Below are 23,501 nucleotides of genomic sequence, written 5' to 3' on the forward strand. Positions count from 1 at the left end.
CATCCAAAAGGGTTTAAGCAGCCTAAGCGGCCGGATAAGCCCAGCTTCCCTCCACGTCGATCACCGTCTTCACCGAGTTCGCGAGGAAGCATTCCTCGTGAGCCCGGTGATGCAGATGCGCGAGCGCTTCGTCGGAGGGCGCTTTCGCACCGTGAAAAACGACGTGCGGCCTGAGCACCACGCGCGTCACCACCTCCTTGCCCGCCTCGTTCTTCGCCATCGTGCCTTCGGCTTCGTCGCGGTACGACGTGACCGCGTAGCCCTCGCCCGCGGCAATCGAGAGGAACCACAGCATGTGGCAGCTCGACAGCGCGGCCACGTAGGCTTCTTCCGGATCGACGGCCGCCGGGTCCGAGAAGGGCACACGCACCACGTGGGGCGAACTGGATGCAGGCACCACGGCGCCGCCGTCGAACGTCCAGTGATGTGCGCGGCTGTAGCGGTTGTCGGTGAACACGCTGCCGTTGCCGCTCCATTCGATCGTGGCCGTGTGCGTGTGGGTTGCCATACGTGCTCCTTTTCTTGTGGCCGACGAAAAAGTCGGTACATCCGCAGCCGTGAGCAGCGGGCCGCGTTTCAAATGCGCTTCAAATCGGCGTGAGCAGCGCTTCGCCTGCGAAGTGCCGCACGGCGTTCGCGATGAAGTTGCGCACGGATGCCGCGATGGCTTCGGGCGAGCGGCCGCCCACGTGGGGCGTCAGCACCACGTTCTTCAAGTGCAGCAGCGCGGCGGGCGGCTGCGGCTCGCCTTCGTAGACATCGAGCGCCGCGCCCGCCAACGTGCCCTGCTCCAGCGCCGCGGCCAGTGCCGCCGTATCCACCACGCTGCCGCGCGACACGTTGACGAGATAGCCCTGCGGCCCGAGCGCCTGCATCACGGCGGCATCGATCATGTGCCGCGTCGCGGCGCCGCCCGGCGTGGCCACCACGAGAAAGTCGCTCCATTGCGCGAGCGCGGGCACGCTGTCGAAGTAGCGGTACGGCATGCCCTCGCGCGGCTGGCGGTTGTGATAGCCGACTTCGATACCGAAGCCCTCCGCGCGGCGTGCCACCTTGCGGCCGATGTTGCCGAGCCCCACGATGCCAAGCCGTTTGCCTGACACCGAAGGCGTGAGCGGCAGCGCATCGCGCCAGATGCCGGCACGGCACGCGGCGTCGAGTTGAACGACGTCGCGCACCGCGGCCAGCAGCAGCGCGAAAGCGTGGTCGGCCACGCAGTCGTCGTTGGTGCCCGCGCCGTTGACGAGCGTGATGCCGCGCGCGCGGGCATGGTCCAGTGCGATGTTCTCGTAACCGGCGCCCAGCGCGCTCACGAATTCGAGTGCCGGCATGCGGTCGATCTCGTCCGCCGTGAGTCCCGTGGTGCCGTTGGTCAGCACGGCGCGCACGTGAGCGCCGTGCGATTCGATGGCCGCGCTGCGCGCGGCGTTGTCGGGCGCGTAGAGCACGTCGAGCGGAACGGACGAGCGCGTCTCGAACGCGGCGGTGACGTCCGCGAGACTGGCTTCGGTGAGGGGAATCAGAACCAGCAGGAAAGGCTTCATGACCTGTTCGGGTGGGCTCGGGTTGGGCGTGTGTCTCTGCGCACGATGAACGCGGCAGCACGGAATTGAACGGCGGCACGACGGTGGTAGAACGGCAGTAGAACGCCAGTGCGACGTCAAACAGGCGCCAGTGTAGCAAGTCATTCACGCACCAAACGCAACAGGCTTTCGCGCCTCACGACGCGAAAGCCTGCGGATACCACGCTTCAATCAGACCGGCTGAAGCCGCGAACGACGCAACCGGTCCACGTCACGCAAACACTCAGAACGGCCACCACCCGTTGCCGCCGCCCGAGCCTTCGTGGCCGTCGTCGCCGTCGCCATGCTGGCGCGGGAACTGGAACGAATCGAACAGATCGCCCAGCGCCGGCGCGTTGACCGGCACGTACGGATGGGCGGCCATCTGGACCGGGTTCGGCAGGTTGTCGCGGCTACGCTCCGTGATCGGCTTCAGGTGCCAGTTGCGCTCGATAAACTTCACGATGGACACGTGATCCGAGTACTGGTGCACCACGCGGCCGCCGCGCGAGTACGGCGACACGACGATGAGCGGAATGCGCGGACCGTCGCCGAAGTAGTCGACCGGCTGGATGTAGCCCGAATCGTAGTAGCCGCCGCCTTCGTCCGTCGTGATGAAGATCGCCGTGGAGGCCCACAGCGCCGGGTTGCGCTGCACGGCGTCCACGAGCTTGTGCACGAACGCTTCATACAGGCCGAACTTCGACGACTCCGGGTGCCCGTCGAGCAGACCGCCCGGCTTCACGAACGAGACCGCCGGCAGCGTGCCGTTGGTGATGTCCGAGTAGAGGTCGCTCGTGTCCTGCAGGTGCGCCTTGACGACCGCGGGGTTCGTCATGATCGCCTTCTCGTACAGGAACGGATTGCAGATGTTGCAGTACACGCTCTTCGAGGGCGAGCTCACGAACGTATTCCAGCCTTCGCCGTAGTACTTCCACGAGATGTTCTTCTCGAGCAGCGTGTCGCCGATGGTGCGCACGGGCGACGGCGGAATCGTGAAGGTGCTCGTATTGACCGTACCGTCCCCGTTGTAGCCCGGGTTGTAGTTGTTCAGCAGGTAATACGTGTTCGGCGCGCACTTCGCATCCGGCTTGTAGGAGAGGCTGTTCAGGTAGTGACGCAGCGTGCCCACGCCCGGTTGATGCAGGTCCGAGCAGTTGCTGTAGCTGCCGCCCGAGTAGCCGTCCTGGGTGTACCAGTTGTTGGTGCCGGCCATCGGCAACGGGTTCTCGATCTGGTTGACGGGCGGTTTGGCCGGGTTGCCGTTGCTGTCCGTGTAGTAGATCGCGTCGGCCGTGCCGATCATGATGCTGTTCGCGCCCGTGCCGCCCATCACCGGCTGGTGATAGTTGTCGCTGATCGTGAACTCGCGTGCGAGATGCGTGAAGTACGGCATGTCGCCCGTGTTGGTGTTGTAGTAGCCGAGCGCCGTGGACCCTTCATGCGTGGTCTGGTCCGTGAACGGCGTGGGCTGTGCCTTGCCGTTCGCGCCCGCGCCCACCGACGTCTCCACCCAGGCGAACAGGTCCATCCTGCAGCCGCTGGGGTTGTCGGGCGTGGCGTACGCCGTGCTGCAGTCCGCCTGCTGCCAGTTCTGGTAGAAGCGGTGCACCGGGCTGTTGATGTACTGGTCGTAGTCCGGGCCCACGCGCGAGATCTGGTACGGACCGTTCGGCAGGTTGAAGGTGTTGGCACCGAAGCGCGTGTCGGGCACGTCCTGGGGCAGGCCGCTTGCGCCCGTGGTGAGCTTCACCACGTCCTGCGGTTCGAGCACGCTGCCTTCCACGGCCTGCGCGGCCGCGAGCGTCGCGAACGGCGGCGGGTTGGTGTCGCTCGGGGTGCTGGCGGTGCCGCCCGTGTTGGGCGCGGGCAGCACGGAATACGGTTGCTTGCCGCCGGGCGCCATCTCGAAGAGGTTCGGGTTCGTGGCGCTCGCCGTGTATTGCGCGGCGGCGCTGAAATTCGGACCCGGCTGACCGTCGGCCGTGATGATGCCCTTCGTGAGCAGGTTCGAAATGGTCTGGCCGGCGCGCGGCTGGTACGCGCCGAACACGTGATCGAACGTGCGGTTTTCACCGACGATCACGATGACGTGCTTGATGGGCGAAGCCGTCTTCAGCGACGGATCCTGGGCCGCCGCGTTCTGCTGGCTTTCCGCAACGGCGGGCCATACGGCGGATGCCACCGCGAGCGAAACCGCGGCGCACAACAGCGAACCTCGTAACAACGGGCTGCCGACTACCTGGGCAAATCGACTCATTAACGCCTCCATGACGTGATGCACAAAGCACGGGTGATGTGGCGTGTGGAAGGGGGACGGCCGCGTCTTCGCGTGGAGGCGCGACCTTGTTATGAAGTCTTACGGCGGTAAGAAAGATAAAGATGCGCAGTGAAGATCTCGGGACGGCGATGTGTCGGCTGCGTGTACCGCGGCTGACGGAATACTTTCTGTGCGCTTACGTTATGGCCGTTGCGCGCTGTTGCTTCAGGTGGGCAGATGCACGAGCATGCACAGGGCCGCCCGCGCCGCGGGCTTGTCTGAGAATCCCTGCGAATCGTTCGATGGAGAGGCGAAGCGATGCTTTCACACGTGTTCATCGGCATCACGGACTTCGGACGCGCGTTCGCGTTCTACACCGCGCTCATGGACGAGCTGGGCCACGTGCTCAAGTTCAGGGAAGACGACGTGCCGTGGGCGGGATGGATGGCAACGGATGCGCCGCGCCCGCTGCTACTGATCGGCAAACCGTGGAATGGACTGGCCGCGAGCCCCGGCAACGGGCAGATGACGGCGTTTCTCGCGGCCACGCGTGCGACGGTGGACCGCGCACATGCCGCGGCGCTTGCGCACGGCGGCACCTGCGAAGGGCCGCCCGGCCTCAGGCCGCAGTATCACGCGCATTACTACGGCACCTATTTTCGCGACCCGGACGGCAACAAGCTCTGCGTGTGCTGTCACGAAGACGGGCGGCCTTGAGCGGAACGCCCCGAAGCGAAGCGACCCCGAGCGCCGCCCGGCGCGCTCACCCGATCACTGCTCGCACTGCACGTCCTGCTTGCGCACCACGATGATCGCGGGATACGTGCCGTGCTCCAGTTCCACGCGCGCCACGACGGACATCGTCGTGCTGTCGATGTCGTCGTAGACGCTCACGCGTTCGCGCCGCAGGTTCGTGACGCCGGTGCAGCCCGACGTGCGGCCTTCGTCGGAAACGCGGCATTGCAGCGGGTTGTCCGCGAGGTAGCGGTATTTGTCGCGGTCCGGCGTGGCGAGGTACTCGCGCATGCTGGCCGCCGCCCCGCCGATACCGCTCACCACGCCGATGGCGCAAGGCGGCTGCGATGCGGCGCTGCTGGCGGAGGTCTGGGCTTGCGCGGGCGCGCCGGCGGCAAAGGCCATCGCGATGACCGCCGCGCAGACGACGGCCCTGGAAGAAGATGCAGCAAAAGCGTTCATGGTGCGATAGCGATGGCGGTGGCCGGGATCGAAGTGCTGGATTGTAATGGCATCGTCGCGCCCGGGAACGCGAGCCCGGCAACGCACGCGGCAAGCACTGCATCGCGACTTTGCCCGCGCCGTCAAACCACCGTCACGTACTGCGGCGCCGGCGGCGCCACACGCTGCGGCGGCGCCCCGAACGCGTCGCGCATGCGGCGCACTTCGTCGATCGGGCTCAGGCCGAAAAGGCGCTTGAATTCGCGGCTGAACTGCGACGCGCTCTCATAGCCCACGCGCGCCGCGGCAGCGCTCACGTTGAGCCCGTCCTGGGCCATCAGCAAACGCGCGTGATGCAGCCGCGTGGTCTTCACGTACTGCATCGGCGAAGTCGACGTGACCTGCTTGAACTGCGCGTGAAACACCGCAAGGCTCATGCCGGCTTCGCGCGCGAGCGTCTCCACGTCGAGGTCGCCGCGATAGTCCGTGTGAATGCGCCGCAGCGCCTTCGCGATGCGCCCGAAGTGATGCTGATGCGTGAGCGCCGCGCGAATCGCGTCGCCCTGCTCGCCCGTGAGTACGCGGTAGCAGATCTCGCGCACGATGGACGGCCCGAGAATGCGCCCGTCGAACGGCGACACGAGCGACTCCAGCAGCCGCAGCACGGCGTCGCTGAGCGGCCGGTCGAGCGGCGTGGCGTAGACGCCGCGCGGCTCGCTGTGCACGGCGCCGCGCGTGTCGTTGAGCGCCATCAGCAGTTCGGCCACGAGCGTCAGGTCCACGCGAATCGAAATGGCGAGCAAGGGCTCGGCAGCGCTCGCCTCGGTCTCGCATTCGAAGGGCAGCGGCACGGAAAGCACGAGGTACTGCTGCGCGTCGTACACGAACGACTGTTCGGCGAGAAAGCCGCGCTTGCGGCCCTGGCACACGATCACGATGCACGGCTCGTACATCACGGGCTGACGCGGATGCGGGCGATTCGCGCGCATGAACTTCACGCCTTCGAGCGGGGACTGCGTCATGCCTTCGGCGGGCGCGAGCGTGGCAAGCAGTTCGACCATGCGTCGCTGTGCCGGGCTCGCGCCCGCGGCAACCGCCGCCACGGCGGTGCCCGGCGTGAGGGTGTCGAGCGTGGTGCCAAGCGGCGTGTCGAGCTGTGCGTCAAGCGGATATGAGGGAACGGTAGTCATGACGGATGTATGACGGTTCGAGAGAATCAGGCTCGAAATCTAGCACCAAACCAGGCGTCACGCTTGCCGCCAGGAGAATCAGGCAAGTGTTCCGTAGCTTCAGGTATTCCCTGGGTGGGGCCCGATGCCTAGCATGTGAACCCTGACGTCATACCTTTTTTGCAGGAGCGAACATGCCAACCACCTACGCATACGCAGCACGCAGCGCCGACACGCCTCTCGCACCGTTCGAATTCCAGCGCCGCGCGCTGCGCGAACTCGACGTGCAGATCGAAGTGATGTACTGCGGCGTGTGCCATTCGGACCTGCACCAGGCGCGCAACGAATGGAAGAACTCGATCTACCCGGTGGTGCCGGGCCACGAAATCGTGGGCCGCGTCACCCACGTTGGGTCCGGCGTCACGCGTTTCAAGGCCGGCGACCTCGTGGGCGTGGGCTGTCTCGTCGATTCGTGCCGCACCTGTCCGAGCTGCGCGGAAGGGCTCGAACAGTATTGCGAGAACGGCTTCGTGGGCACCTATAACGGCGTGGACCGCGTGAGCGGCGACATCACATACGGCGGCTACTCGACGAACCTCGTGGTGGACGAAGCCTTCGTGCTGCGCGTGCCCGAGAACCTCGACCCCGCTGCCACGGCGCCGCTGCTGTGCGCAGGCATCACCACCTATTCGCCGCTGCGCCAGTGGGGTGCGGGGCCCGGCAAGAAGGTGGGCATCGTGGGGCTGGGGGGGCTGGGCCATATGGGCGTGAAGCTCGCGCGTGCGATGGGCGCGCACGTCGTGCTGTTCACCACGTCGGCCTCGAAGGTGGAAGACGCGAAGCGCCTCGGCGCACATGAAGTGGTGATCTCGAAGAGCCCTGAAGAAATGCAGGCTCACGCGAACAGCTTCGACCTCATCGTCAACACCGTGGCCGCGCAGCACGACCTCAATCCGTTCATCGCGCTGCTCAAGCGCGACGGCACGATGACGCTGGTGGGCGCGCCCGAGCACGATCACCCGTCGCCGCAAGTCTTCGGGCTCATCATGAAACGCCGCCGTCTGGCGGGTTCGCTGATCGGCGGCATCGCCGAAACGCAGGAAATGCTCGATTTCTGCGGCCAGCACGGCATCACGTCGGATATCGAACTGATTCCGATGCAGAAAATCAACGACGCCTATGAGCGGATGTTGAAGAGCGACGTGAAGTACCGCTTCGTGGTCGACATCGACTCGCTGCGGCAGTAACGCGGTCAGGACCTTCGGGACTTTTTAGGACCATCGGGCCCTTCGCTGCGCCGAAGGGCATCACGCTACCTTCCTGACCTGCCGGGCCGCGCCCTCCGAAGCGCGTCCCCTGCCTCGCAGCGCAGCCGGTGCCGCTCACCGCGTGCCGCCCTCGGGCGGACCGAACGGGCGTCCGGCTGCGAGTCTCCCTCGCCCGCCCCACGCGTGCCGCGCATGTGCCCGAACACATGCGCGGCACACCGAAGCCCGTTCATTCGCGGCGGTTCGCGCTGTCTTTGCTGTTCTTGCTTGCTCCCGGCCTCGTCCGGATGACTCTCTTTCGCACAGGAGATTGCCCGTGTTCGACCGAATTCAGGCGATGCGCACCTTCATTCGCATCGTCGATACCAACAGCTTCACCAAGGCCGCCGAATCGCTCGAGATTCCCCGCGCGAGCGCGACCACGATCGTGCAGAACCTCGAAGCGCTGCTCGGCACGCAACTGCTCGTGCGCACCACGCGGCGCCTGAGCCTCACCGCCGAAGGCGCGGCCTACTACGAGCGCTGCGCGCAGATTCTCGCCGACATCGACGAAATGGAGGCGAGCCTGCGCAACAGTACCGACGCGCTGAGCGGCCGCCTGCGCGTCGAGATGCCGGGCGTGGTGGCCAATGCGATCGTGCTGCCCGCGCTCGCGGACTTCCACGCGCGGTATCCGAATCTCGACGTGGCCGTGGGCGTGACGTTGCGCAACGTGGATCTCGTGGGCGAGGCCGTGGACTGCAGCATCCAGTTCGGCGAGTTGCCGGACTCGGGGCTCGCCGCGCGCCGCCTCGGCGCGCTGGAACACGTGACGTGCGCGAGTCCGACCTACCTCGAGCGGTACGGCATGCCGGCAAGCCTCGACGACCTCGCGCAGCACGTGGCCGTGAACTGCCTCGCACCTGTTGCCTCGCGCCCGGATGCGCTCGACTTCGAAGTGGACGGCGCCGCCGCCACCGTGAAGATGAACGGCTTCGTGCGCGTGGGCGACGAGCAGGCGTACCTCACGTGCGGGCTGCAAGGCTACGGGCTGATCCAGCCCGCGCGGCTCACGGCGCAGCCTTATCTCGATACGGGACAGCTAGTGGAAGTGCTGCCGCAATGGAAGCCGCTGCCCATGCCGGTTTCAGCGGTGTTCGTGAAGAGCCGGCGCGTGTCGCCGCGCGTGCGCGCCTTCGTGGACTGGCTCGCCGATCTGTTCGAGGGTCATAGCCTGATGCACAGCCCGATGGACAGCGACCTCTCGCACGTTCATCAACTGCTGCGGGGATTGCAGCCGGCTTGATTATCGGGCGCCGGGGCATTCGCATCGACGATAGCGCGGCGCGTGCGCTCGGCGCGGGCCCGCGCCTCGCCCGCCACGCGCGCGAGCGCCTTTGCGCTCATGCGCGCTGCGACGTGGCGCACGTAATCGTGGTGACGCGCTTCGAGCGGCGCCTGAAGGCGCTCGGCCAGCAGATAGCGGATCAACGCAATGCGCCGATGGCCGAGCGCGATGCTCTGATCGAGCAGCGCGAGCGCGGCGTGAGGGTCGCCGGCTTCGCAGGCGAGCCTCACGAGACGCGATGTTTCCGTGCGAGGCATGACGGGGGTCCGCTCGCGTGGGGATCAGATGAGGGCCGTCACGGGTTCGACGCGCGAGGCGTGCTCGGGATGGCAGACATGGCCGCTCATGTCCGCCATCTCGCGCGGCGGCACCTGTCCCGGCACCTGTCCCGTTTGCACCGCAGTACGCGCACATCGCGCCTCATAATCGGCGCGCGTCCAGTCCAGTTCCACGCCGATGCGCCGCGTGCCCTCGCGAATTTTCGGCTTATGCAGCGCGAGCGTGAGCGCAGCGAGCGCAGGCCACTCGCGAAACGACAACTCCGCGAGGTCCAGCGCGAGCGTTTCGAGCAAACGCGTATGCGGCCGCGTGTCGAGGAACTGCACGACGCGCGCGCAGTAACGCTCGTAGTCGATCATCGCGCCGGCGTCGCCCTCGTTCGCATCCTCGCCGGGTTCGCCTGCGTAGACGAGGCTCGCGTCGAGCACCACAGGCTGCGGCTTGCCATGCTCGTGCGCGTGAATGCCGACGTGGGCGGAAACCACGAGTTCGTCGATGAACACGCGCCAGCCGCGGCCGGTTTCGCCGAACGCGGCGTCCGCCGTCCCGCGCGTAGCCTGCACCGCGCGCACCGATTCGCGCCTCACAGCAGCAGCGGCGCCGCGGCGTCGAGCATGATGCGGCAGAAGTAATCGGCGAAGCTGCGCCGCACGATCACCTCGAACGTATCGGCCGCGGTGGGCACGAGCACGATGGACGCTTTGAAGTAGTGGCTCTGCGCGCACTGCCCCGGCGCGAAGAGGCGCGGATGCAGATCGAGCGGACAGCCGCGCGCGATCACGTCGCGCACTTTGTCGCCCGCCACTTCGATCACGGTGTAGCCGCTGCCCACGTCCACGGCCGACGCGAACTGGCCCTGAAGCGCCGCGGCCAGCCGCTTTTCCAGCACCGCGGCCTGCGGCTCGCGCGATCGCACGAGCCATTCGTCGGGACCGAGCCACAGCACTTCGGCGCCCTCGCCTTGTGCCACCGTGTTCGGCTTCGTGGGCAAACGGCAGCCCGTCACGCTTTGCACGGCGCTCGCAAACGCGGCATCGTCGGCGTCGCCGCGCAGATTCACGAGATCGAGAAACGGCCGCTCCGTGAAGCGGAATTTTTTCTGCGCGTTGCCGTGCTGCGCACGCAGCACATCGGCGGCGCCCACGAGCGGCGACTCCTGCCACGGCCCGCGTGCAGTACCGCCGCTCGCACCGCTGGTATCTTTCGCCGTCGTGTTGCTTCGTGCCTCATTCCACATTTTGACGAGCTCCTTCGGTGTCGTAGAAAACCGGGCTCGCAATCTTTGCCCCGATCTGCCGGCCGTCCGCCAGCGCAATGTTGACCTTCTCGCCCATGCGCGACAGGCCGCCCTTCACCACTGCCAGCGCAATGGAGCGCGTCAGGATCGGGCTGTAGTAGCTCGACGTGACGTGGCCCAGCATGGGCGCCGTATCGCCCTGCACCGGCCCCGCCGTGATCTGGCTGCCTTCGGGAATCACGAACTGCGCGTCGTCGGCAAGCAGGCCGACGAACTGCTTGCGGCCTTCCTTCGCCGTGTCCGAACGCGTGAGCGAACGCTTGCCGAGGAAGTCCTTCGACTTGGCGACGAGCCCGCCCATGCCCAGGTCGTACGGCGTGACGGAGCCGTCCGTGTCCTGGCCCACGATGATGTAGCCCTTCTCCGCGCGCAGCACGTGCATGGTTTCCGTGCCGTACGGCGTGATGTCGAACTCGGCGCCCGCGGCCATCAGCGCTTCCCACACCGAGCGGCCCAGGTTCGCGGGCACGTTGACCTCGTACGCCAGTTCGCCCGAGAAGCTGATGCGCATGACGCGCGCCGCCACGCCCGCCACCGTGCCTTCGCGATACGTCATGAACGGGAACGCCGCGTTCGCGAAGTCGATGTCGCTGCATACCTTCTGCAAGACCTGGCGGCTCTTCGGCCCCACCACGGCGAAGGTCGCCCAATGGTCCGTGACGGAAGCGAGCCGCACCTTCATGTCGGGCCACTCGGTCTGCAGCCAGCGTTCGAGCCACGTGAGCACGCGCGCCGCGCCGCCTGTCGTGGTGGTCATGACGTAGTGCTGGTCGGCAAGCCGCACGGTCACGCCGTCGTCGAACACCATGCCGTTCTCGTCGAGCATCAGGCCATAGCGGCACTTGCCCACTTCGAGCTTGCTCCACGGGTTCGTGTAGACCCAGTTGAGCAGCTTCGCGGCATCGGGCCCCTGAATGTCGATCTTGCCGAGCGTCGAGGCATCCAGAATGCCCACGCTCTGGCGCACCGCAAGGCTCTCGCGCGCCACGGCCGCATGCAGGTCTTCGCCGGGCTTCGGGTAGTACCACGGGCGCTTCCAGTTGCCCACGTCCTCGAAGGCGGCGCCGTGCTCCACGTGCCACTCGTGGATGCAGGTCTTGCGGATGGGGTCCAGCAGATCGCCCAGCTCGCGGCCCGCCACGAGACCGAACGTGACCGGCGTGTAGTTGGGCCGGAACGTGGTGGTGCCCGTTTCGGGAATCGACTTGCCGAGCGCGCCGGCCAGGATCGCCATGCCGTTGATGTTGCCGAGCTTGCCCTGGTCCGTGCCGAAGCCCATCGACGTGTAGCGCTTCACGTGCTCCACGGACTCGAAGCCTTCGCGCGCGGCGAGCAGGATGTCGGCCGCCGTGACGTCGTTCTGGAAATCGACGAACTGCTTGGGACCGCGCGAGGCCTGCTCGCGGCTACCCACGAGCCAGAGCGGTTCGAGCGGCTGGCTTGCCACGTCGGTGGCAACGGGCGCCTGCGGACGCTGAGCCTCGAAGCCTGCGGCCTTCGCGGCTTCTACGCCGGCATCCACGGCAAGACGCAGCGCGCTCGCAAGACGAAACTCGCCCGCTGCGGCGCCCACGCTGCATTCCGGCTGCACGGCCTTGCCCGGCACGAAGCACGCCTTCTCGTCGCTCCAGTGCGCCTTGCCGCCCGACTGCGCGAAGAGGTGCAGCACGGGGCTGAAGCCGCCCGACATCGCCACGAGGTCGCACGGCATGTCGGTCGGCTGGCCGCTCACGTGACCATTGACGTACGACACCACCTGCACCGAACTCACCTTGAACTTGCCATGCGCCGCCGTGACCACCGCCTGGTTCAGCACCTTCACGCCCTGACGGCGCGCCGCCGCCGGCAACGCGCCGTTGCCTTGCGCGCGCGAATCCACCACCGTCACCTTCGCGCCGCACGCCTTGAGGTCGAGCGCGCACTGGTAGCCGTCGTCGTTGTTCGTGAACACCACGGCCTCGCGGCCCGGCAGCACGCCATAACGATGGATGTAGCTCGACACCGCCGACGCCATCATCACGCCCGGCAGATCGTTGTTGCCGAACACGATGGGCCGCTCATGCGCGCCCGTGGCGAGAATCACGCGCTTCGCGCGGATCTTCCAGAGCAGCTCGCGCGTGCCCTTGCGCATCGACACGGGCAGATGGTCGGTCAGGCGCTGCGCCACCGTCACGAGGTTGTGGTCCTGATAGCCGAACGCGGTGCTGCGCGTGAGGATTTTCACGTCGGGCATCTGCGCGAGTTCGGCTTCCACTTTCTCGACCCACTGCATGGCGGGCCGTCCGTCGATTTCCACGCGGCCCGCCAGCAGGCTGCCGCCCAGTTCGCGCTGGTCGTCCACGAGGATCACGCGCGCGCCGGCCTTCGCGGCCGCGTAGGCTGCTGCAAGACCCGTGGGGCCGCCGCCCACCACGAGCACGTCGCAGTGCGCGAAGCACTTGTCGTAGCGGTCGGCGTCGCGCGTGTCGGGCGCCCTGCCCAGACCCGCGGCCTCGCGAATCTTCTCCTCGTACTTCGGCCACCATTTGCGCGGCCACATGAAGGTCTTGTAGTAGAAGCCCGCGGGCAGAAAGCGCGAGAACTTCTGGTTCACGGCGAGGCGGTCGTGCTCGAGGCTCGGCTCCGCGTTCACGCTCGTGGCGACCAGCCCCTGGTACAACTCCACTTCCGTGGCGCGCGCATTGGGCACGGTGTAGGCGCCGCGCTCCAGTTGCACGACGGCATTCGGTTCCTCGACGCCCGCCGTGACGATGCCGCGCGGCCGGTGGTACTTGAAGCTGCGCGCGACGAAATGCACGCCGTTGGCCAGCAACGCCGAAGCGAGCGTGTCGCCCTGATAGCCCTGATACGTGCGGCCGTTGAAGGTGAAGGTGAGCGGAATGGCGCGATTGATGCGCCCGCCCGTGCCGAGGCGATCTTTCTGGCTCATTGGCTGTTGCCCCCGTTTGCGGTGTTGGCCTTCGTTTCGGCCGTCGTGTTGGCCGTGCCCTGTGCGGCGCTCGCGTTGGACGCAGAGGCCGCCGGCTTGCCGAACTTCTCGAAGCCGAGGAACTGGTAAGTCACGGTGTCGCGCGTGGCGATAAACCAGCGCCGGCAGCCCTGCGTATGCAGCCACTGCTCGCGGTGCACGCCGCGCGGGTTCTTGCGCATGAACACGTAGTCGCCCCATTCGCGGTCGGACAGTTTTTCGGGTTCGGCGGGGCGCGCGATATCGGCTTCGCCGCCGCAGTTGAATTCGGTCTCGGCGCGCGGTCCGCACCACGGGCATTCGATCAGCAGCATGGGTTTCTCCCGTCAGAAGCGGTGGCTGGGTGATTTAGTGAGCGACGGCGGCGGCGCCGTGCTCGTCGATCAGATGGCCCGTGTAGAAGCGGTCCAGTGCGAACGGCGCGTTGAGCGGATGCGGCTCGTCGCGCGCGATGGTGTGGGCGAACACCCAGCCCGAGCCCGGCGTCGCCTTGAAGCCGCCCGTGCCCCAGCCGCAGTTGAAGTAGAGACCCTTCACGTCGGTCTTGCTGATGATGGGGCAGGCGTCCGGCGACACGTCCACGATGCCGCCCCACTGCCGGTTCATGCGCACGCGCGAGAACACCGGGAACATCTCCACGATGGCCTCCAGCGTGCCTTCGATCACCTGATAGCTGCCGCGCTGGCCGAAGCCCGTGTACTGATCAATACCGGCGCCGATCACGAGGTCGCCCTTGTCGGACTGGCTGATGTACGCGTGCACCGCGTTCGACATCACCACCGTGTTGACCACGGGCTTGATGGGCTCGGAGACAAGCGCCTGCAACGGATGGCTTTCCAGCGGCAGCCGCACGCCCGCCATGTCCGCGAGCGTCGTGGTATTGCCCGCCGCCACCACCGCCACCTTCTTCGCCTTGATGAAGCCCTTCACCGTATCCACGCCGGTGACGGCGCCGCCTTCGCGGCGAATGCCCGTCACCTGGCAGTTCTGGATGATGTCCACGCCGGCCTGGTCCGCGCCGCGCGCGAAGCCCCAGGCCACCGCGTCGTGCCGCGCCACGCCGCCGCGCCGCTGAATGGAGGCGCCCAGCACCGGATAGCGCGCGTTGAGGTTGATGGTGGGCTCGATCTCCTTGATCTGCGCGGGCGTGAGGAATTCGGCGTCCACGCCGTTCAGCCGGTTCGCGTTCACGCGGCGCTGCGTGTCGCGCACGTCCTGCAGCGTATGCGCGAGGTTCATCACGCCGCGCTGGCTGAACATCACGTTGTAGTTGAGGTCCTGCGCGAGCCCTTCCCAGAGCTGCATCGCTTTCTCGTAGAGCGCCGCGGACTCGTCCCACAGATAGTTCGAACGCACGATCGTGGTGTTGCGCGCCGTGTTGCCGCCGCCTATCCAGCCCTTTTCGAGCACGGCCACGTTGCGCACGCCGTGCTCTTTCGCGAGGTAGTACGCGGTGGCGAGGCCGTGGCCTCCGCCGCCCACGATCACGACGTCGTATTCACGCTTAGGCTCCGGGCTGCGCCACTGGCGCTCCCAGTTCTCGTGATACGACAGGCCGTTGCGGAACAGGCTGAATATCGAATAGCGGCTCATCTCTGCCTCTCGGGTTAGCACTCGATGACGTTCACGGCCAGACCGCCGCGCGACGTCTCCTTGTATTTCGTCTTCATGTCGGCGCCGGTTTCGCGCATGGTCTTGATCACGCTGTCGAGCGACACGTAATGCTGGCCGTCGCCCTTGAGCGCCATGCGCGAGGCGTTGAGCGCCTTGATCGCGCCCATCGCGTTGCGTTCGATGCACGGAATCTGCACGAGGCCGCCCACGGGGTCGCAGGTCATGCCGAGGTTGTGCTCCATGCCGATCTCGGCGGCGTTCTCCACCTGGGTCGCCGTGCCGCCCATCACGGCGGCGAGCGCCGCGGCGGCCATCGAGCACGCCACGCCCACCTCGCCCTGGCAGCCCACTTCGGCGCCGGAAATGGAGGCGGTTTCCTTGTAGATGATGCCGATGGCCGCGGCCGTGAGCAGAAAGTCGACGATGCCGTCGGCGTTCGAGCCCGGCACGAACTTCACGTAGTAATGGAGCACCGCGGGAATCACGCCCGCGGCGCCGTTGGTGGGCGCCGTGACGACGCGCCCGCCTGCGGCGTTTTCCTCGTTGACGGCCATCGCGTAGAGGTTGACCCAGTCGAGCATGGAAAGCGGATCGCGCAGCGACTCTTCGGAGCGCGCGCGCAACTGCGCCGAGAGTTCGGCGGCGCGGCGCTTCACCTTCATGGGACCGGGCAACTCGCCGTTCACCTTGCAGCCGCGTTCCACGCAGGCCGCCATCGTGCGCCAGATGGCGACGAGCCCTTCGCGCACCTCGCGCGCGACCTCGGCTTCGTCCTTGCCGGGCGCGGCGCGCAGCGCGCATTCGTTGCGAAACGCAACCTGCGCGACCGAGAGGCCGCTTTCGCGGCACACGCTCATCAGGTCTTCGCCGGTGCGAAACGGGTACGGCACCTCGCCGCCCGACCGCACGCCGTTCACGCGGTCGCCGTCGCGGTTCACCACGAAGCCGCCGCCCACCGAGTAATACTCTTTCTCCACGAGCAACTGGCCGTTCTCGTCGAAGGCCTGAAAGCGCATGCCGTTCGGGTGCACCACGCCCGTGCCGGCCATCAGGCGCCGGTAGAACGCGATGTGTTCCTTCTCGTCGAAGCGCACGGTCTGCCGGCCGAGCAGCGCGAGCGTCTTCTCACCGCGGATCTGCGCGAGGCGCGGCTCGATCATGTCGGGGTCGATCGATTCGGGCAGATGCCCTTCGAGGCCGAGCAGCACGGCCTTGTCGGTGCCGTGCCCCTTGCCCGTGGCGCCGAGCGAACCGTACAGCTCGACCTTCACGCGGCGCACGAAGGCGAGCAGGTTCGCGTCCTCGATATGCGAGGCGAAGCGGCACGCGGCGATCATCGGGCCGACCGTATGCGAGCTGGACGGGCCGATGCCGATCTTGAACAGATCGAAGACGCTGACGTTCATGGTGGGCGGGCTTCCGTTCGGGTGGGTGGGCTGCCGGTGCCGCCGCGTTTCGTCGCGACTTCGCTTTGGTGCACCAGCGTGCCGCCAGTACACCAAAGCGTAAAATCCGGCGATAGAACAAAAACGGCATGGAAGTGGGACACCAACGCCAGCCGCCCCGCCAGACGGGCCCTCCGTTCGTTTCTACGAAGATTGGCGACGGAAAAACGCAAGCCGGGTGCGCGGCGATGGGCGACGCTAGGGACGGTTCAGTCGCGAACCACGCATCGCTCGCGCGCCGCACCATGCCGTCTGCCGAGACAACGCCCGCATGCGTTCATGCCGCGGTCCGCCGAAGTGCGACGCACCGTGTGCCGAACCGCCTGCCCCCACCTGCGCAGCCGACCATGAACACCGCTGAACCGCTCCCGCTCTACTCCATCGACAGCGCACCGAAGGAACGCATCCGCTTTGCCATCGTGCTGCTGCCGAACTTTACGCTCACGGCGTTCTCCGGTTTCGTGGACATGCTGCGGCTCTCCGCCGACGAAGGCGACTACAGCAAACCCGTGCGCTGTTCGTGGAGCGTGGTGGGCGACACGCTCGCGCCTGTGCGCGCGAGTTGCGGCATCCAGATCACGCCGTGGCAGACCTTCGCCGAGGCCGAGCCGTTCGACTATCTCGTGGTGGTGGGCGGCCTGCTCCATTCGGGGCCCCAGGCCAACGAGGAAACGCTGCAGTTCATCCGCGGCGCGGCGCGCACGAACGCGACGCTGGTGGGCATCTGCACGGGCGTGTTCGCGCTGATGCGCGCGGGCGTGCTGGAGGACCACCGCATCTGCGTGAGCTGGTTTCACTACTGGGACTTCGTGGAACGCTTTCCCGCCGTGAACGCGGATGCGCTCGTGGCGGACCGCCTCTTCGTGATCGACCGGCGACGCATTACGTGTTCGGGCGGGCGCGCCTCCATCGACGTGGCCGCCGCCATTCTGCTGCGGCACTTCGAGCACGCCACCGTGCAAAAAGCGCTGCGCATCCTGCTGGTGGGCGAAATGCAGAAGGGCAACGCGCCGCAGCCGCATCCGCCGGGGCTCGCGCCCGCCACGCATCCCAAGGTGAAGCGCGCGATTCTCGTCATGGAACAGCACGTGGGGCGCACGCTGCCGCTCGAAGAGCTGGCGTGCAAGCTCGATCTCTCGCCGCGTCAGCTGGAGCGGCTCTTCAAGGCGGAAACGGGGCGCAGCCCGCAGGCGTTCGCGAAGCAGGTGCGCCTGCGCACCGCGGCATGGCTGCTCACGAGTTCGGACCGTACCGTGGCCGACATTGCATCGAGCTGCGGCTTTTCCGATGCGTCGCACCTGGGGCGCGAGTTTCGCAAGCAGTTCGGCGTGCCGCCCGTCGCGTTTCGCGAGCAGCGCGCCGGCACGCCCGATGCGGGCGCCGCGGCGCTGGACGAGACGTTTCCGGGCCGGGTCGACGTTTATTGATCGTTGGTGACCGAGCGGGCGGTGAGCTCGCGGCTACGCGCGCGTTCATGCGAGTCTCGCCGACCTCTTCGTGCACGGGGGCACACATGATTGATGCACATGCCAGCGAGCGCGAAGGTGCGTGCGCCGATTCAGACGCCGACGCGCAGTGACCAGGCCGGCTGGCTTCAAGACGCGCGCATGACTGGCCGCCTACTTGCCGCCTCAGATCATGGACCGCGCCACGCGGCAGGCCGCCAGGTCCCACGCAGCGCAGCCCACGCTCTTGAGCATGACCGGCTGCCCGCCTTGCACGACCGATGTGCCCTGCGCGCCGGCCGACTGGATCGCATCGGCGAGGCTCGACACGCTCGTCCAGTCCACGCCCGCCTGGATATAGTCGCCCGCCTCGTGCGCGGCGCCGGCGAGGTCGTCCACGTAACGCACGCTGCCCAGCACGGTGCGCGCGCCGATCTCGACGGCGTCCGCCGTGAAGGCGCCCACGCCGATCACGAGCCGCGAAGCGCGCGGCGCTTCGTCGTAAACGGCCGTCTTGCTCGTGGTCGCCGCAATCACGAGGTCCACGGACTCGGGCACGGCCGCCTCCACGAGCGGCACGAGGCCGCCCGGCACGCGCGCCGCATGCGCCTCGCAGAACGCTGCCGCGCGAGCCGACGAGCTGCCCCGCACACGCACCTTCGCCGCCGGAAACAGTTCGCCGATCGCCTCGACGTGATTGAGCGCCTGCGTGCCCGTGCCGATCACGAGCACGTCGCGCGGCTCGGAGGGCGCGAGGAGCCGGATGCCCAGCATCGAGACCGCCGCCGTGCGGCGCCCCGTCACCGTGGGACCGTCCAGCATGAAGAGCGGCACGCCGCTGTCCGCGTCGCACGCCGTCACCTGGCCGTGAATGGTCGGCCAGCCGCGCGCACGGTTGCCGGGACACACGTTGACGAGCTTGTGGATGGCGATGTCCGGCGCGGTGGCCGGCATGGAGAGCATCACGCCGCCGTGGTTGAGCGGCACGACGAGGCGCTCGGGGCTCGCGATGCGGCCGTGCGCGTAGTCGACGGCGGCAATCCGGATCGCCTCGACGAGCGCTGCGTAAGGCAGACGTCGTGCGGTCTCGGCGGCATCGAAAGCCGGTGGCGTGTGACGGGCGGTCATGGTGGTGTCCTGGTTTATGGGGTCAGCCGGGCAGCGACGCCATGCAGCACCGCCTGCCCTTGTTTTGTACTGGCCAGGAATGTAGACCAGCTTGGGTTGGGTATCAACCGGTTACGGCAATGGCCGGCGGTTTCGACCGTCGCGTTCGGTGACGAGGAAAGCCAACGTGAATGGCGGTACAGCTGCCTTTATGTGGCGCGCGCAGCGCACTCGGCGGGTGGGAGGAGAGATTGAGAGCGTTAGCGGGGACGTTGGGCCGGCGCCGGCCGCCGTTGATTCAAATGGCACGCGAAACGCTGGAATGCGCGCCGGATTCGTATCGCCGATCCCCGGGATATCGGGCGATCGAAACCGGCGTTTTAAATTACACGGCTTGATTCAGGCGGAGGTGCCTCAGCGGGCCGCACCGCTCACCGAACGTTCATCGTGGGATTGGTGGCCGTGATGAACGGATCGAACGTCATGTGGATGTTGTTCTCGAGCAGCATCGAGATGGAATATTGCACGTTGTTCCCGGCGCTGTTTACACGGCCGCCCCATACCGTGCCGTCGTATTGGGGATATCGCTGCGGATTCACCATATTGGGAATGGCTTGCCCGGTGAAACCGAGAATGGCAATGGCTTCGCCCGGATTAATGGAAACCGCCGACCAGACGATCGTGTCGCCGTTTTCGCATTTCGTCCGCAATTCGTTGGTGCCTTCCGAGCCATCTCCGCTGTAGCCCGTCGAATCCACCATGAATACGTATTTCGGCAGATTGTTTTCGGCAATGGCTTTGGCGACATTGACCAGTACGTTGACGTAAATCGTTGCCATGACGACTCCTGCTTTTAAAAAGGTACTGTTTCGCGGCCTCCTGCCCATTCTGGTGGAAGATGTCCCCGTCACCTTTGAAATAACATATTAATTCATGCAATTTCCGTTAAACCGAGAGACGTCTCTCGACAATGAGCCGGAAGAATGGCACGGCCATTGAATTAACCGTGCGAAGCGCAATATAGCAGGCAGGATTGATAGGACAACCTGCCAGAAGAGGTAGGGAGGTTAAATAGCATAGAAATCGGAATCGATGCCGGTTTTTACCACGACAGAAAAATATTGATGCGAGGCAGCATTAATGCCGACTGATTCCAGCCTGACCGATTTAAGGAATTTTTATTACTCAAAATAGAAAATGCCGTGCTTCACCGCTTTGCCCATCGGCTTCAGGTACTTTTACGCCTGCGTGTGTGTCGCGCCGCCAGGGAGCGACACACCGCCCATCGGCCGCGCGACGACCATCCCACGCCCGGCAAAGAAGCGCGTCATCTGGTCGAACGGCAACCAGGCGTCGGCCTGATGCGGCGTCACGCCCGACGGGTTGTGGAACCACACGCCGTGCGCGTCGCGTCCGTGCAGCAGCACGAGATGACCGCCCTGCCTCGCGTTGGGCCGCTCCGGGTAGCGGATTTCGGGACTCACCGAGGCAATGGCGAGCGTGTTCTCGTCGATGCGCGCGGCGAGATCCGCCAGCGTCACCGTGCTCAACACCTCCACGCGCAGGCCGAATGCGCGTTCCACCCACGTACCGAAGGGGCGATAGATCAATCCGTCCACGCCGCCGTCGTCGCGCAGCCGGTAGACGCCATGGCGCAGCGCCTCGTCCAGCAGATGCGCGCGCGAGCCATGTGCGATGGCCCAATGGTCGAGCAGCGATTCGAGGCAGGTGAGCCCGCACAGCCGTTTGGCCCAGAAGCGGTAGCGCTCAGGGTCGGTAAAGCCGCTGCGCGTCCAGGCGGGATCGGCGCACGGGTCGGCGCCCTCCTCGACGATGGGCCGCACCCACTCGGGGCTGCCCCATTGCGCGTAATACGGCACGCCCACATGGCGATAGATGGTCTGATTCATGTGTCCATTTCCTCAGCGCTCCAGCGCGGCGGCCACGCGTTCGCGCAACGTGGGCAGCACCTCGGCTTCGAACCACGGATTGCGCTTGAACCACGCGACGTTGCGCGGCGACGGATGCGGCAGCGGCATCACGTGCGGGCCGAACTCGCGCCAGCGCAGCAGCGTGTCCGTGAGCGTGGGGCCGAAAGCCTCGCCCAGCCCGAAGCGCTGTGCGTACTGGCCGACGAGCAAGGTCAGCTTCACGTCGCGCAGTTGGGCGAGCAGCGCGTCGTGCCAGCGCGCGGCGCACTCGGGACGCGGCGGCAGGTCGCCGCTCGCGCCGCGCCCCGGAAAGCAGAAACCCATGGGCACGATGGCGAACTTCGTGGCGTCGTAGAAGGTGGCGTCGTCGACGCCCAGCCACGCGCGCAGGCGCGTGCCGCTCGCGTCGCTCCAGGGCACGCCGGACGCATGCACGCGCGCGCCGGGCGCCTGGCCGATCAACAGGATGCGCGCTTCGGCCGCGGCCGCCAGCACCGGACGCGGCGCGTGCGGCAGCGCGGGCGCGCAGATCGTGCACGCGCGGATCTCGCGCAGCAACGTGTCGAGCGAGCGGGACGGCTGGGACTTTTTCTTCGCAATCATGGAGTCATGCGCAAACGCAACGGTGGACGCAGCAAGGCCGGTTGAGTGTGCCGACGGCCTTGGCATTACAGCATGCTGCGCGGCCGCTGCATCGTGCCGTCGAAGAAGCGTTGCAGCCGGAACGCCGAGAGATCGAGCGAAGGCCGACCGTCGCCGATCCACTCGGCCACGAGCCGACCCACGATCGGCCCCATCGCGAAACCATGGCCGCAGAAACCCGTGGCGATGACGAGGCCGGACGTCTGCGACGGCGCATCGATGACGGGAATGCCGTCGGGCAGCACGTCGATCAGGCCGGCCCAGGCCTCCACCACCTGGGCGTTGCCGAGCGCCGGGAACAGCTCCCGCAGCTTCGCGAGTGCGCGCGGCGCGTGCCGTGGGTTCGGCTGCGGCTGCGGATCGCGCGGATGAATCACGCGCTCGCTCGCCTTCACCACGCCGGGCAACCGCTCGTAGAGATCGCGCGCGAACGCGCCGTTCAGATGAAAACGAAACGCTTCGTGGCGCGCCCAGAGTTCCGGCAAAAACCACTTGAGCGCACGCAGATGACCGAGCGTCATGTCGACATCCACCTGCATGTCGTCGGCCAGATTGATGGTGCCGTTGGCGCGCTGGCGGATGCCGAGGCCATGGCCCCAGAACGTGGACGCCGTCACTGCGGGCAGCGCGTTGGTGCGCATGCAGGTGCCGCGCACGGCTTGCTGCGGCAGTTCCAGGCCGAGCGTGGCAAGCAGGCGCCAGCTCGTTGCGCCGGCCGCGCAAACGAAGTGACGCGTGCGGATCGTGCCGCGCTCCGTCACGACGCCGGCCACGGCTCCCGCCTCGCGCTCCACGGCCACCACGCCGCAGCCTTCGATGAAGCGCGCGCCCGCTTGCACCGCGCGTGCGGCGAACGCGGGCGCCGCGCGACGCGGCTCCGCCTGGCCGTCGGTGGGCGTATAGAGGCCGCCGTGTGCGGGGCCGTGCATCCCGCTCACATAGCGGTCGATCTCTTGGCGCGAAAGCACGCGCGTGTCGAGCCCGTACTGGCGCGCCACATCCGTCCACTGCTGGAACGAGGTCCAGTCCTCTTCGTTGTCGGCCACGTAGAGGCAACCGCCCTGGCGCCATTCGAGGTCGAAGCCGAGTTCCGCTTCCAGCTGTTCCCAGATGCGGATGCCGGCCATCATGAGCGGCACCTCGGCTGCCTCGCGACCCTGCTGCCGCACGAAGCCCCACGCGCGCGTGGACTGCTGGCCCGCGATGCGCGACTTGTCGAGCACCACCACCTTGAGCCCGCGCCGCGCGAGATAGTACGCGGCCGCGCAGCCCATGATGCCCGCGCCGGCGATGACCACGTCGGCGTGGGTGGGAAAGGGTTCGTGGGAGGGCGAGAGGTTGGCGTGCAGCGGATAGGTGGTCGTCATGGGCGAACGAAACGAAGGAGCGCGACGAAAAAGCACGAAAAAAGCGGAACGAAGGCGGCCTGCTGCCTTGCGGACGGACCGTGCATCTTCGCAGGGCCGCCGCCGCATGGCAAATGCGCAGGCGTCCTTTCATCGTCCGCCGGGGCGCCACGTTAGCGCCCCGGTCGCCGCGTTACTTCGCGTTCACTACGCTGCCTTTTGCGTCACCTTCGCCACCTCGTGGGTCGCGCCTCGAACCGCGTGCCGATCAGTGATGCTCGAACAGCGAATGCGGCACGACGTAATGCGGCAGCACGCCCGGCTGCCCGGCCTGGGACGCGCCCGACATGCCCGAGCCGTAGCCCGTCGCTTCATTCGACGTCTGAGCCGACGCCATGTTGGCCGCGGGGCCGTTCGCCGCGTTGTACTCGGGGTACTTCGTCTTGTCCTGATGCAGCGTTCCGTTCTGTTCCGACTGGGCAATCTGCGACTTCACCTCGCCGCGCGTGAGCGAGCCGCTATTGCCCGCCTGAGCGAAGGACGCCACCGGCGCGATGAGCGCGGCGGCAACGGCAAGCGTTGAAATAAGGGTCTTCATGGTGCTCTCCTTGTACCTGCTTCGCGTGTTTCCGCCCGGCCAATCCGGGCGGCATCGTGCAGCGCCG

20 protein-coding genes and 3 pseudogenes are annotated in these 23,501 nt (G+C 66.8%); 5 read left to right on the plus strand and 18 right to left on the minus strand.

What is annotated here, in order from left to right; translation table 11 throughout:
* Positions 1–22: 22 nt before the first annotated feature.
* The 3 genes from U0042_RS27725 to U0042_RS27735 all read right to left on the minus strand — a co-directional run bounded on the left by U0042_RS27725 (position 23) and on the right by U0042_RS27735 (position 3,822).
* A complete protein-coding gene (locus tag U0042_RS27725) occupies positions 23–508 on the minus strand; it encodes an OsmC family protein (RefSeq protein WP_114812603.1) in 486 nt (161 codons plus the stop codon).
* Between the two features lie 79 nt (positions 509–587).
* Complete coding sequence (locus U0042_RS27730; RefSeq protein WP_114812605.1) at positions 588–1,544, minus strand: 2-hydroxyacid dehydrogenase; 957 nt, start codon at positions 1,542–1,544, stop codon at positions 588–590.
* Between the two features lie 262 nt (positions 1,545–1,806).
* Positions 1,807–3,822, minus strand: coding sequence for an alkaline phosphatase family protein (locus tag U0042_RS27735; RefSeq protein ID WP_232833465.1), 2,016 nt, complete (start codon positions 3,820–3,822; stop codon positions 1,807–1,809).
* A 318-nt stretch (positions 3,823–4,140) separates the two neighbouring features.
* On the opposite strand from U0042_RS27735, the gene U0042_RS27740 reads away from it, so the two are divergent.
* Positions 4,141–4,539 (plus strand): VOC family protein, encoded by a 399-nt coding sequence (locus U0042_RS27740; protein ID WP_114812607.1) that lies wholly within the window; start codon positions 4,141–4,143, stop codon positions 4,537–4,539.
* A 54-nt stretch (positions 4,540–4,593) separates the two neighbouring features.
* On the opposite strand, the gene U0042_RS27745 is transcribed toward U0042_RS27740, so the two are convergent.
* The gene (locus tag U0042_RS27745; RefSeq protein ID WP_419150473.1) at positions 4,594–4,848 is read right to left on the minus strand and encodes a hypothetical protein; all 255 of its coding nucleotides are present in this window, start codon (positions 4,846–4,848) and stop codon (positions 4,594–4,596) included.
* Between U0042_RS27745 and U0042_RS30000 the strand changes: the two genes are divergently transcribed.
* A complete protein-coding gene (locus tag U0042_RS30000; protein ID WP_419150474.1) occupies positions 4,847–5,029 on the plus strand; it encodes a hypothetical protein in 183 nt (60 codons plus the stop codon). The genes U0042_RS27745 and U0042_RS30000 overlap by 2 nt on opposite strands.
* A 112-nt stretch (positions 5,030–5,141) precedes the next feature.
* On the opposite strand, the gene U0042_RS27750 is transcribed toward U0042_RS30000, so the two are convergent.
* The gene (locus U0042_RS27750) at positions 5,142–6,059 is read right to left on the minus strand and encodes an AraC family transcriptional regulator (RefSeq protein WP_157977866.1); all 918 of its coding nucleotides are present in this window, start codon (positions 6,057–6,059) and stop codon (positions 5,142–5,144) included.
* A gap of 302 nt (positions 6,060–6,361) precedes the next feature.
* Here U0042_RS27750 and U0042_RS27755 point away from each other — a divergent pair, with 302 nt between their 5' ends.
* Positions 6,362–7,414 (plus strand): NAD(P)-dependent alcohol dehydrogenase, encoded by a 1,053-nt coding sequence (locus U0042_RS27755; RefSeq protein WP_114812613.1) that lies wholly within the window; start codon positions 6,362–6,364, stop codon positions 7,412–7,414.
* Positions 7,415–7,751: 337 nt separating this feature from the next.
* A complete protein-coding gene (locus tag U0042_RS27760; RefSeq protein ID WP_114812615.1) occupies positions 7,752–8,720 on the plus strand; it encodes a LysR family transcriptional regulator in 969 nt (322 codons plus the stop codon).
* 53 nt (positions 8,721–8,773) lie between these two features.
* Here the strand turns inward: U0042_RS27760 and U0042_RS27765 are convergent.
* The 7 genes and pseudogenes from U0042_RS27765 to U0042_RS27795 form a co-directional block, all read right to left on the minus strand.
* A pseudogene (locus U0042_RS27765) lies at positions 8,774–9,019 on the minus strand (hypothetical protein); the annotation flags it as partial.
* Between the two features lie 159 nt (positions 9,020–9,178).
* Positions 9,179–9,604 (minus strand): annotated as a pseudogene (locus U0042_RS27770) (dihydroneopterin aldolase); the annotation flags it as partial.
* Positions 9,605–9,624: 20 nt separating this feature from the next.
* Positions 9,625–10,278: a sarcosine oxidase subunit gamma gene (locus U0042_RS27775; protein ID WP_114812619.1), complete on the minus strand. Its 654-nt coding sequence runs from the start codon at positions 10,276–10,278 to the stop codon at positions 9,625–9,627.
* Complete coding sequence (locus U0042_RS27780; RefSeq protein WP_114812621.1) at positions 10,268–13,267, minus strand: sarcosine oxidase subunit alpha family protein; 3,000 nt, start codon at positions 13,265–13,267, stop codon at positions 10,268–10,270. The genes U0042_RS27775 and U0042_RS27780 overlap by 11 nt, the downstream gene beginning before the upstream one ends.
* Complete coding sequence (locus U0042_RS27785) at positions 13,264–13,620, minus strand: sarcosine oxidase subunit delta (RefSeq protein ID WP_114812623.1); 357 nt, start codon at positions 13,618–13,620, stop codon at positions 13,264–13,266. Before U0042_RS27785 ends, U0042_RS27780 begins: the two co-directional genes overlap by 4 nt.
* A gap of 34 nt (positions 13,621–13,654) precedes the next feature.
* Positions 13,655–14,899: a sarcosine oxidase subunit beta family protein gene (locus U0042_RS27790; protein WP_114812625.1), complete on the minus strand. Its 1,245-nt coding sequence runs from the start codon at positions 14,897–14,899 to the stop codon at positions 13,655–13,657.
* A 14-nt stretch (positions 14,900–14,913) separates the two neighbouring features.
* Positions 14,914–16,326 carry an L-serine ammonia-lyase gene (locus U0042_RS27795; protein ID WP_114812627.1) on the minus strand — a complete coding sequence of 471 codons (1,413 nt, stop codon included), beginning with the start codon at positions 16,324–16,326 and terminating at the stop codon, positions 14,914–14,916.
* Positions 16,327–16,712: 386 nt separating this feature from the next.
* Between U0042_RS27795 and U0042_RS27800 the strand changes: the two genes are divergently transcribed.
* Positions 16,713–17,792 (plus strand): GlxA family transcriptional regulator, encoded by a 1,080-nt coding sequence (locus U0042_RS27800; RefSeq protein ID WP_114812630.1) that lies wholly within the window; start codon positions 16,713–16,715, stop codon positions 17,790–17,792.
* A 204-nt stretch (positions 17,793–17,996) separates the two neighbouring features.
* Here U0042_RS27800 and lhpI read toward each other — a convergent pair whose 3' ends face one another.
* The 6 genes and pseudogenes from lhpI to U0042_RS30005 all read right to left on the minus strand — a co-directional run.
* Positions 17,997–18,938, minus strand: a complete 942-nt coding sequence (gene lhpI / locus U0042_RS27805) for a bifunctional Delta(1)-pyrroline-2-carboxylate/Delta(1)-piperideine-2-carboxylate reductase (RefSeq protein ID WP_114812632.1) — start codon at positions 18,936–18,938, stop codon at positions 17,997–17,999.
* 410 nt (positions 18,939–19,348) lie between these two features.
* The gene (locus U0042_RS27810) at positions 19,349–19,756 is read right to left on the minus strand and encodes a hypothetical protein (RefSeq protein ID WP_114812634.1); all 408 of its coding nucleotides are present in this window, start codon (positions 19,754–19,756) and stop codon (positions 19,349–19,351) included.
* A gap of 399 nt (positions 19,757–20,155) precedes the next feature.
* The gene (locus U0042_RS27815; protein WP_114812636.1) at positions 20,156–20,827 is read right to left on the minus strand and encodes a C39 family peptidase; all 672 of its coding nucleotides are present in this window, start codon (positions 20,825–20,827) and stop codon (positions 20,156–20,158) included.
* Between the two features lie 12 nt (positions 20,828–20,839).
* A complete protein-coding gene (locus U0042_RS27820; RefSeq protein WP_114812637.1) occupies positions 20,840–21,451 on the minus strand; it encodes a uracil-DNA glycosylase family protein in 612 nt (203 codons plus the stop codon).
* Positions 21,452–21,516: 65 nt separating this feature from the next.
* Positions 21,517–22,857, minus strand: a complete 1,341-nt coding sequence (locus U0042_RS27825) for an NAD(P)/FAD-dependent oxidoreductase (RefSeq protein ID WP_114812778.1) — start codon at positions 22,855–22,857, stop codon at positions 21,517–21,519.
* Positions 22,858–23,278: 421 nt separating this feature from the next.
* Positions 23,279–23,434 (minus strand): annotated as a pseudogene (locus U0042_RS30005) (DUF4148 domain-containing protein); the annotation flags it as partial.
* Between the last annotated feature and the right edge of the window lie 67 nt (positions 23,435–23,501).

The organism is Paraburkholderia kururiensis, from assembly GCF_034424375.1.
In the GTDB taxonomy this organism is placed as follows: domain Bacteria; phylum Pseudomonadota; class Gammaproteobacteria; order Burkholderiales; family Burkholderiaceae; genus Paraburkholderia; species Paraburkholderia kururiensis_A.

Excerpts from the sequence above, each read along its gene's own strand:
- U0042_RS27780 (WP_114812621.1), bottom strand. The coding sequence starts at position 13,267 with ATGAGCCAGAAAGATCGCCTCGGCACGGGCGGGCGCATCAATCGCGCC.
- U0042_RS27735 (WP_232833465.1), bottom strand. The coding sequence starts at position 3,822 with ATGAGTCGATTTGCCCAGGTAGTCGGCAGCCCGTTGTTACGAGGTTCG.
- U0042_RS30000 (WP_419150474.1), top strand. The coding sequence starts at position 4,847 with ATGCTGGCCGCCGCCCCGCCGATACCGCTCACCACGCCGATGGCGCAA.
- U0042_RS27815 (WP_114812636.1), bottom strand. The coding sequence starts at position 20,827 with ATGAATCAGACCATCTATCGCCATGTGGGCGTGCCGTATTACGCGCAA.
- U0042_RS27800 (WP_114812630.1), top strand. The coding sequence starts at position 16,713 with ATGAACACCGCTGAACCGCTCCCGCTCTACTCCATCGACAGCGCACCG.
- U0042_RS27785 (WP_114812623.1), bottom strand. The coding sequence starts at position 13,620 with ATGCTGCTGATCGAATGCCCGTGGTGCGGACCGCGCGCCGAGACCGAA.
- U0042_RS27730 (WP_114812605.1), bottom strand. The coding sequence starts at position 1,544 with ATGAAGCCTTTCCTGCTGGTTCTGATTCCCCTCACCGAAGCCAGTCTC.
- U0042_RS27825 (WP_114812778.1), bottom strand. The coding sequence starts at position 22,857 with ATGACGACCACCTATCCGCTGCACGCCAACCTCTCGCCCTCCCACGAA.
- U0042_RS27775 (WP_114812619.1), bottom strand. The coding sequence starts at position 10,278 with ATGTGGAATGAGGCACGAAGCAACACGACGGCGAAAGATACCAGCGGT.
- U0042_RS27745 (WP_419150473.1), bottom strand. The coding sequence starts at position 4,848 with ATGCGCGAGTACCTCGCCACGCCGGACCGCGACAAATACCGCTACCTC.
- U0042_RS27795 (WP_114812627.1), bottom strand. The coding sequence starts at position 16,326 with ATGAACGTCAGCGTCTTCGATCTGTTCAAGATCGGCATCGGCCCGTCC.
- U0042_RS27725 (WP_114812603.1), bottom strand. The coding sequence starts at position 508 with ATGGCAACCCACACGCACACGGCCACGATCGAATGGAGCGGCAACGGC.
- U0042_RS27810 (WP_114812634.1), bottom strand. The coding sequence starts at position 19,756 with ATGGCAACGATTTACGTCAACGTACTGGTCAATGTCGCCAAAGCCATT.
- lhpI (WP_114812632.1), bottom strand. The coding sequence starts at position 18,938 with ATGACCGCCCGTCACACGCCACCGGCTTTCGATGCCGCCGAGACCGCA.
- U0042_RS27790 (WP_114812625.1), bottom strand. The coding sequence starts at position 14,899 with ATGAGCCGCTATTCGATATTCAGCCTGTTCCGCAACGGCCTGTCGTAT.
- U0042_RS27750 (WP_157977866.1), bottom strand. The coding sequence starts at position 6,059 with ATGGTCGAACTGCTTGCCACGCTCGCGCCCGCCGAAGGCATGACGCAG.
- U0042_RS27755 (WP_114812613.1), top strand. The coding sequence starts at position 6,362 with ATGCCAACCACCTACGCATACGCAGCACGCAGCGCCGACACGCCTCTC.
- U0042_RS27820 (WP_114812637.1), bottom strand. The coding sequence starts at position 21,451 with ATGATTGCGAAGAAAAAGTCCCAGCCGTCCCGCTCGCTCGACACGTTG.
- U0042_RS27740 (WP_114812607.1), top strand. The coding sequence starts at position 4,141 with ATGCTTTCACACGTGTTCATCGGCATCACGGACTTCGGACGCGCGTTC.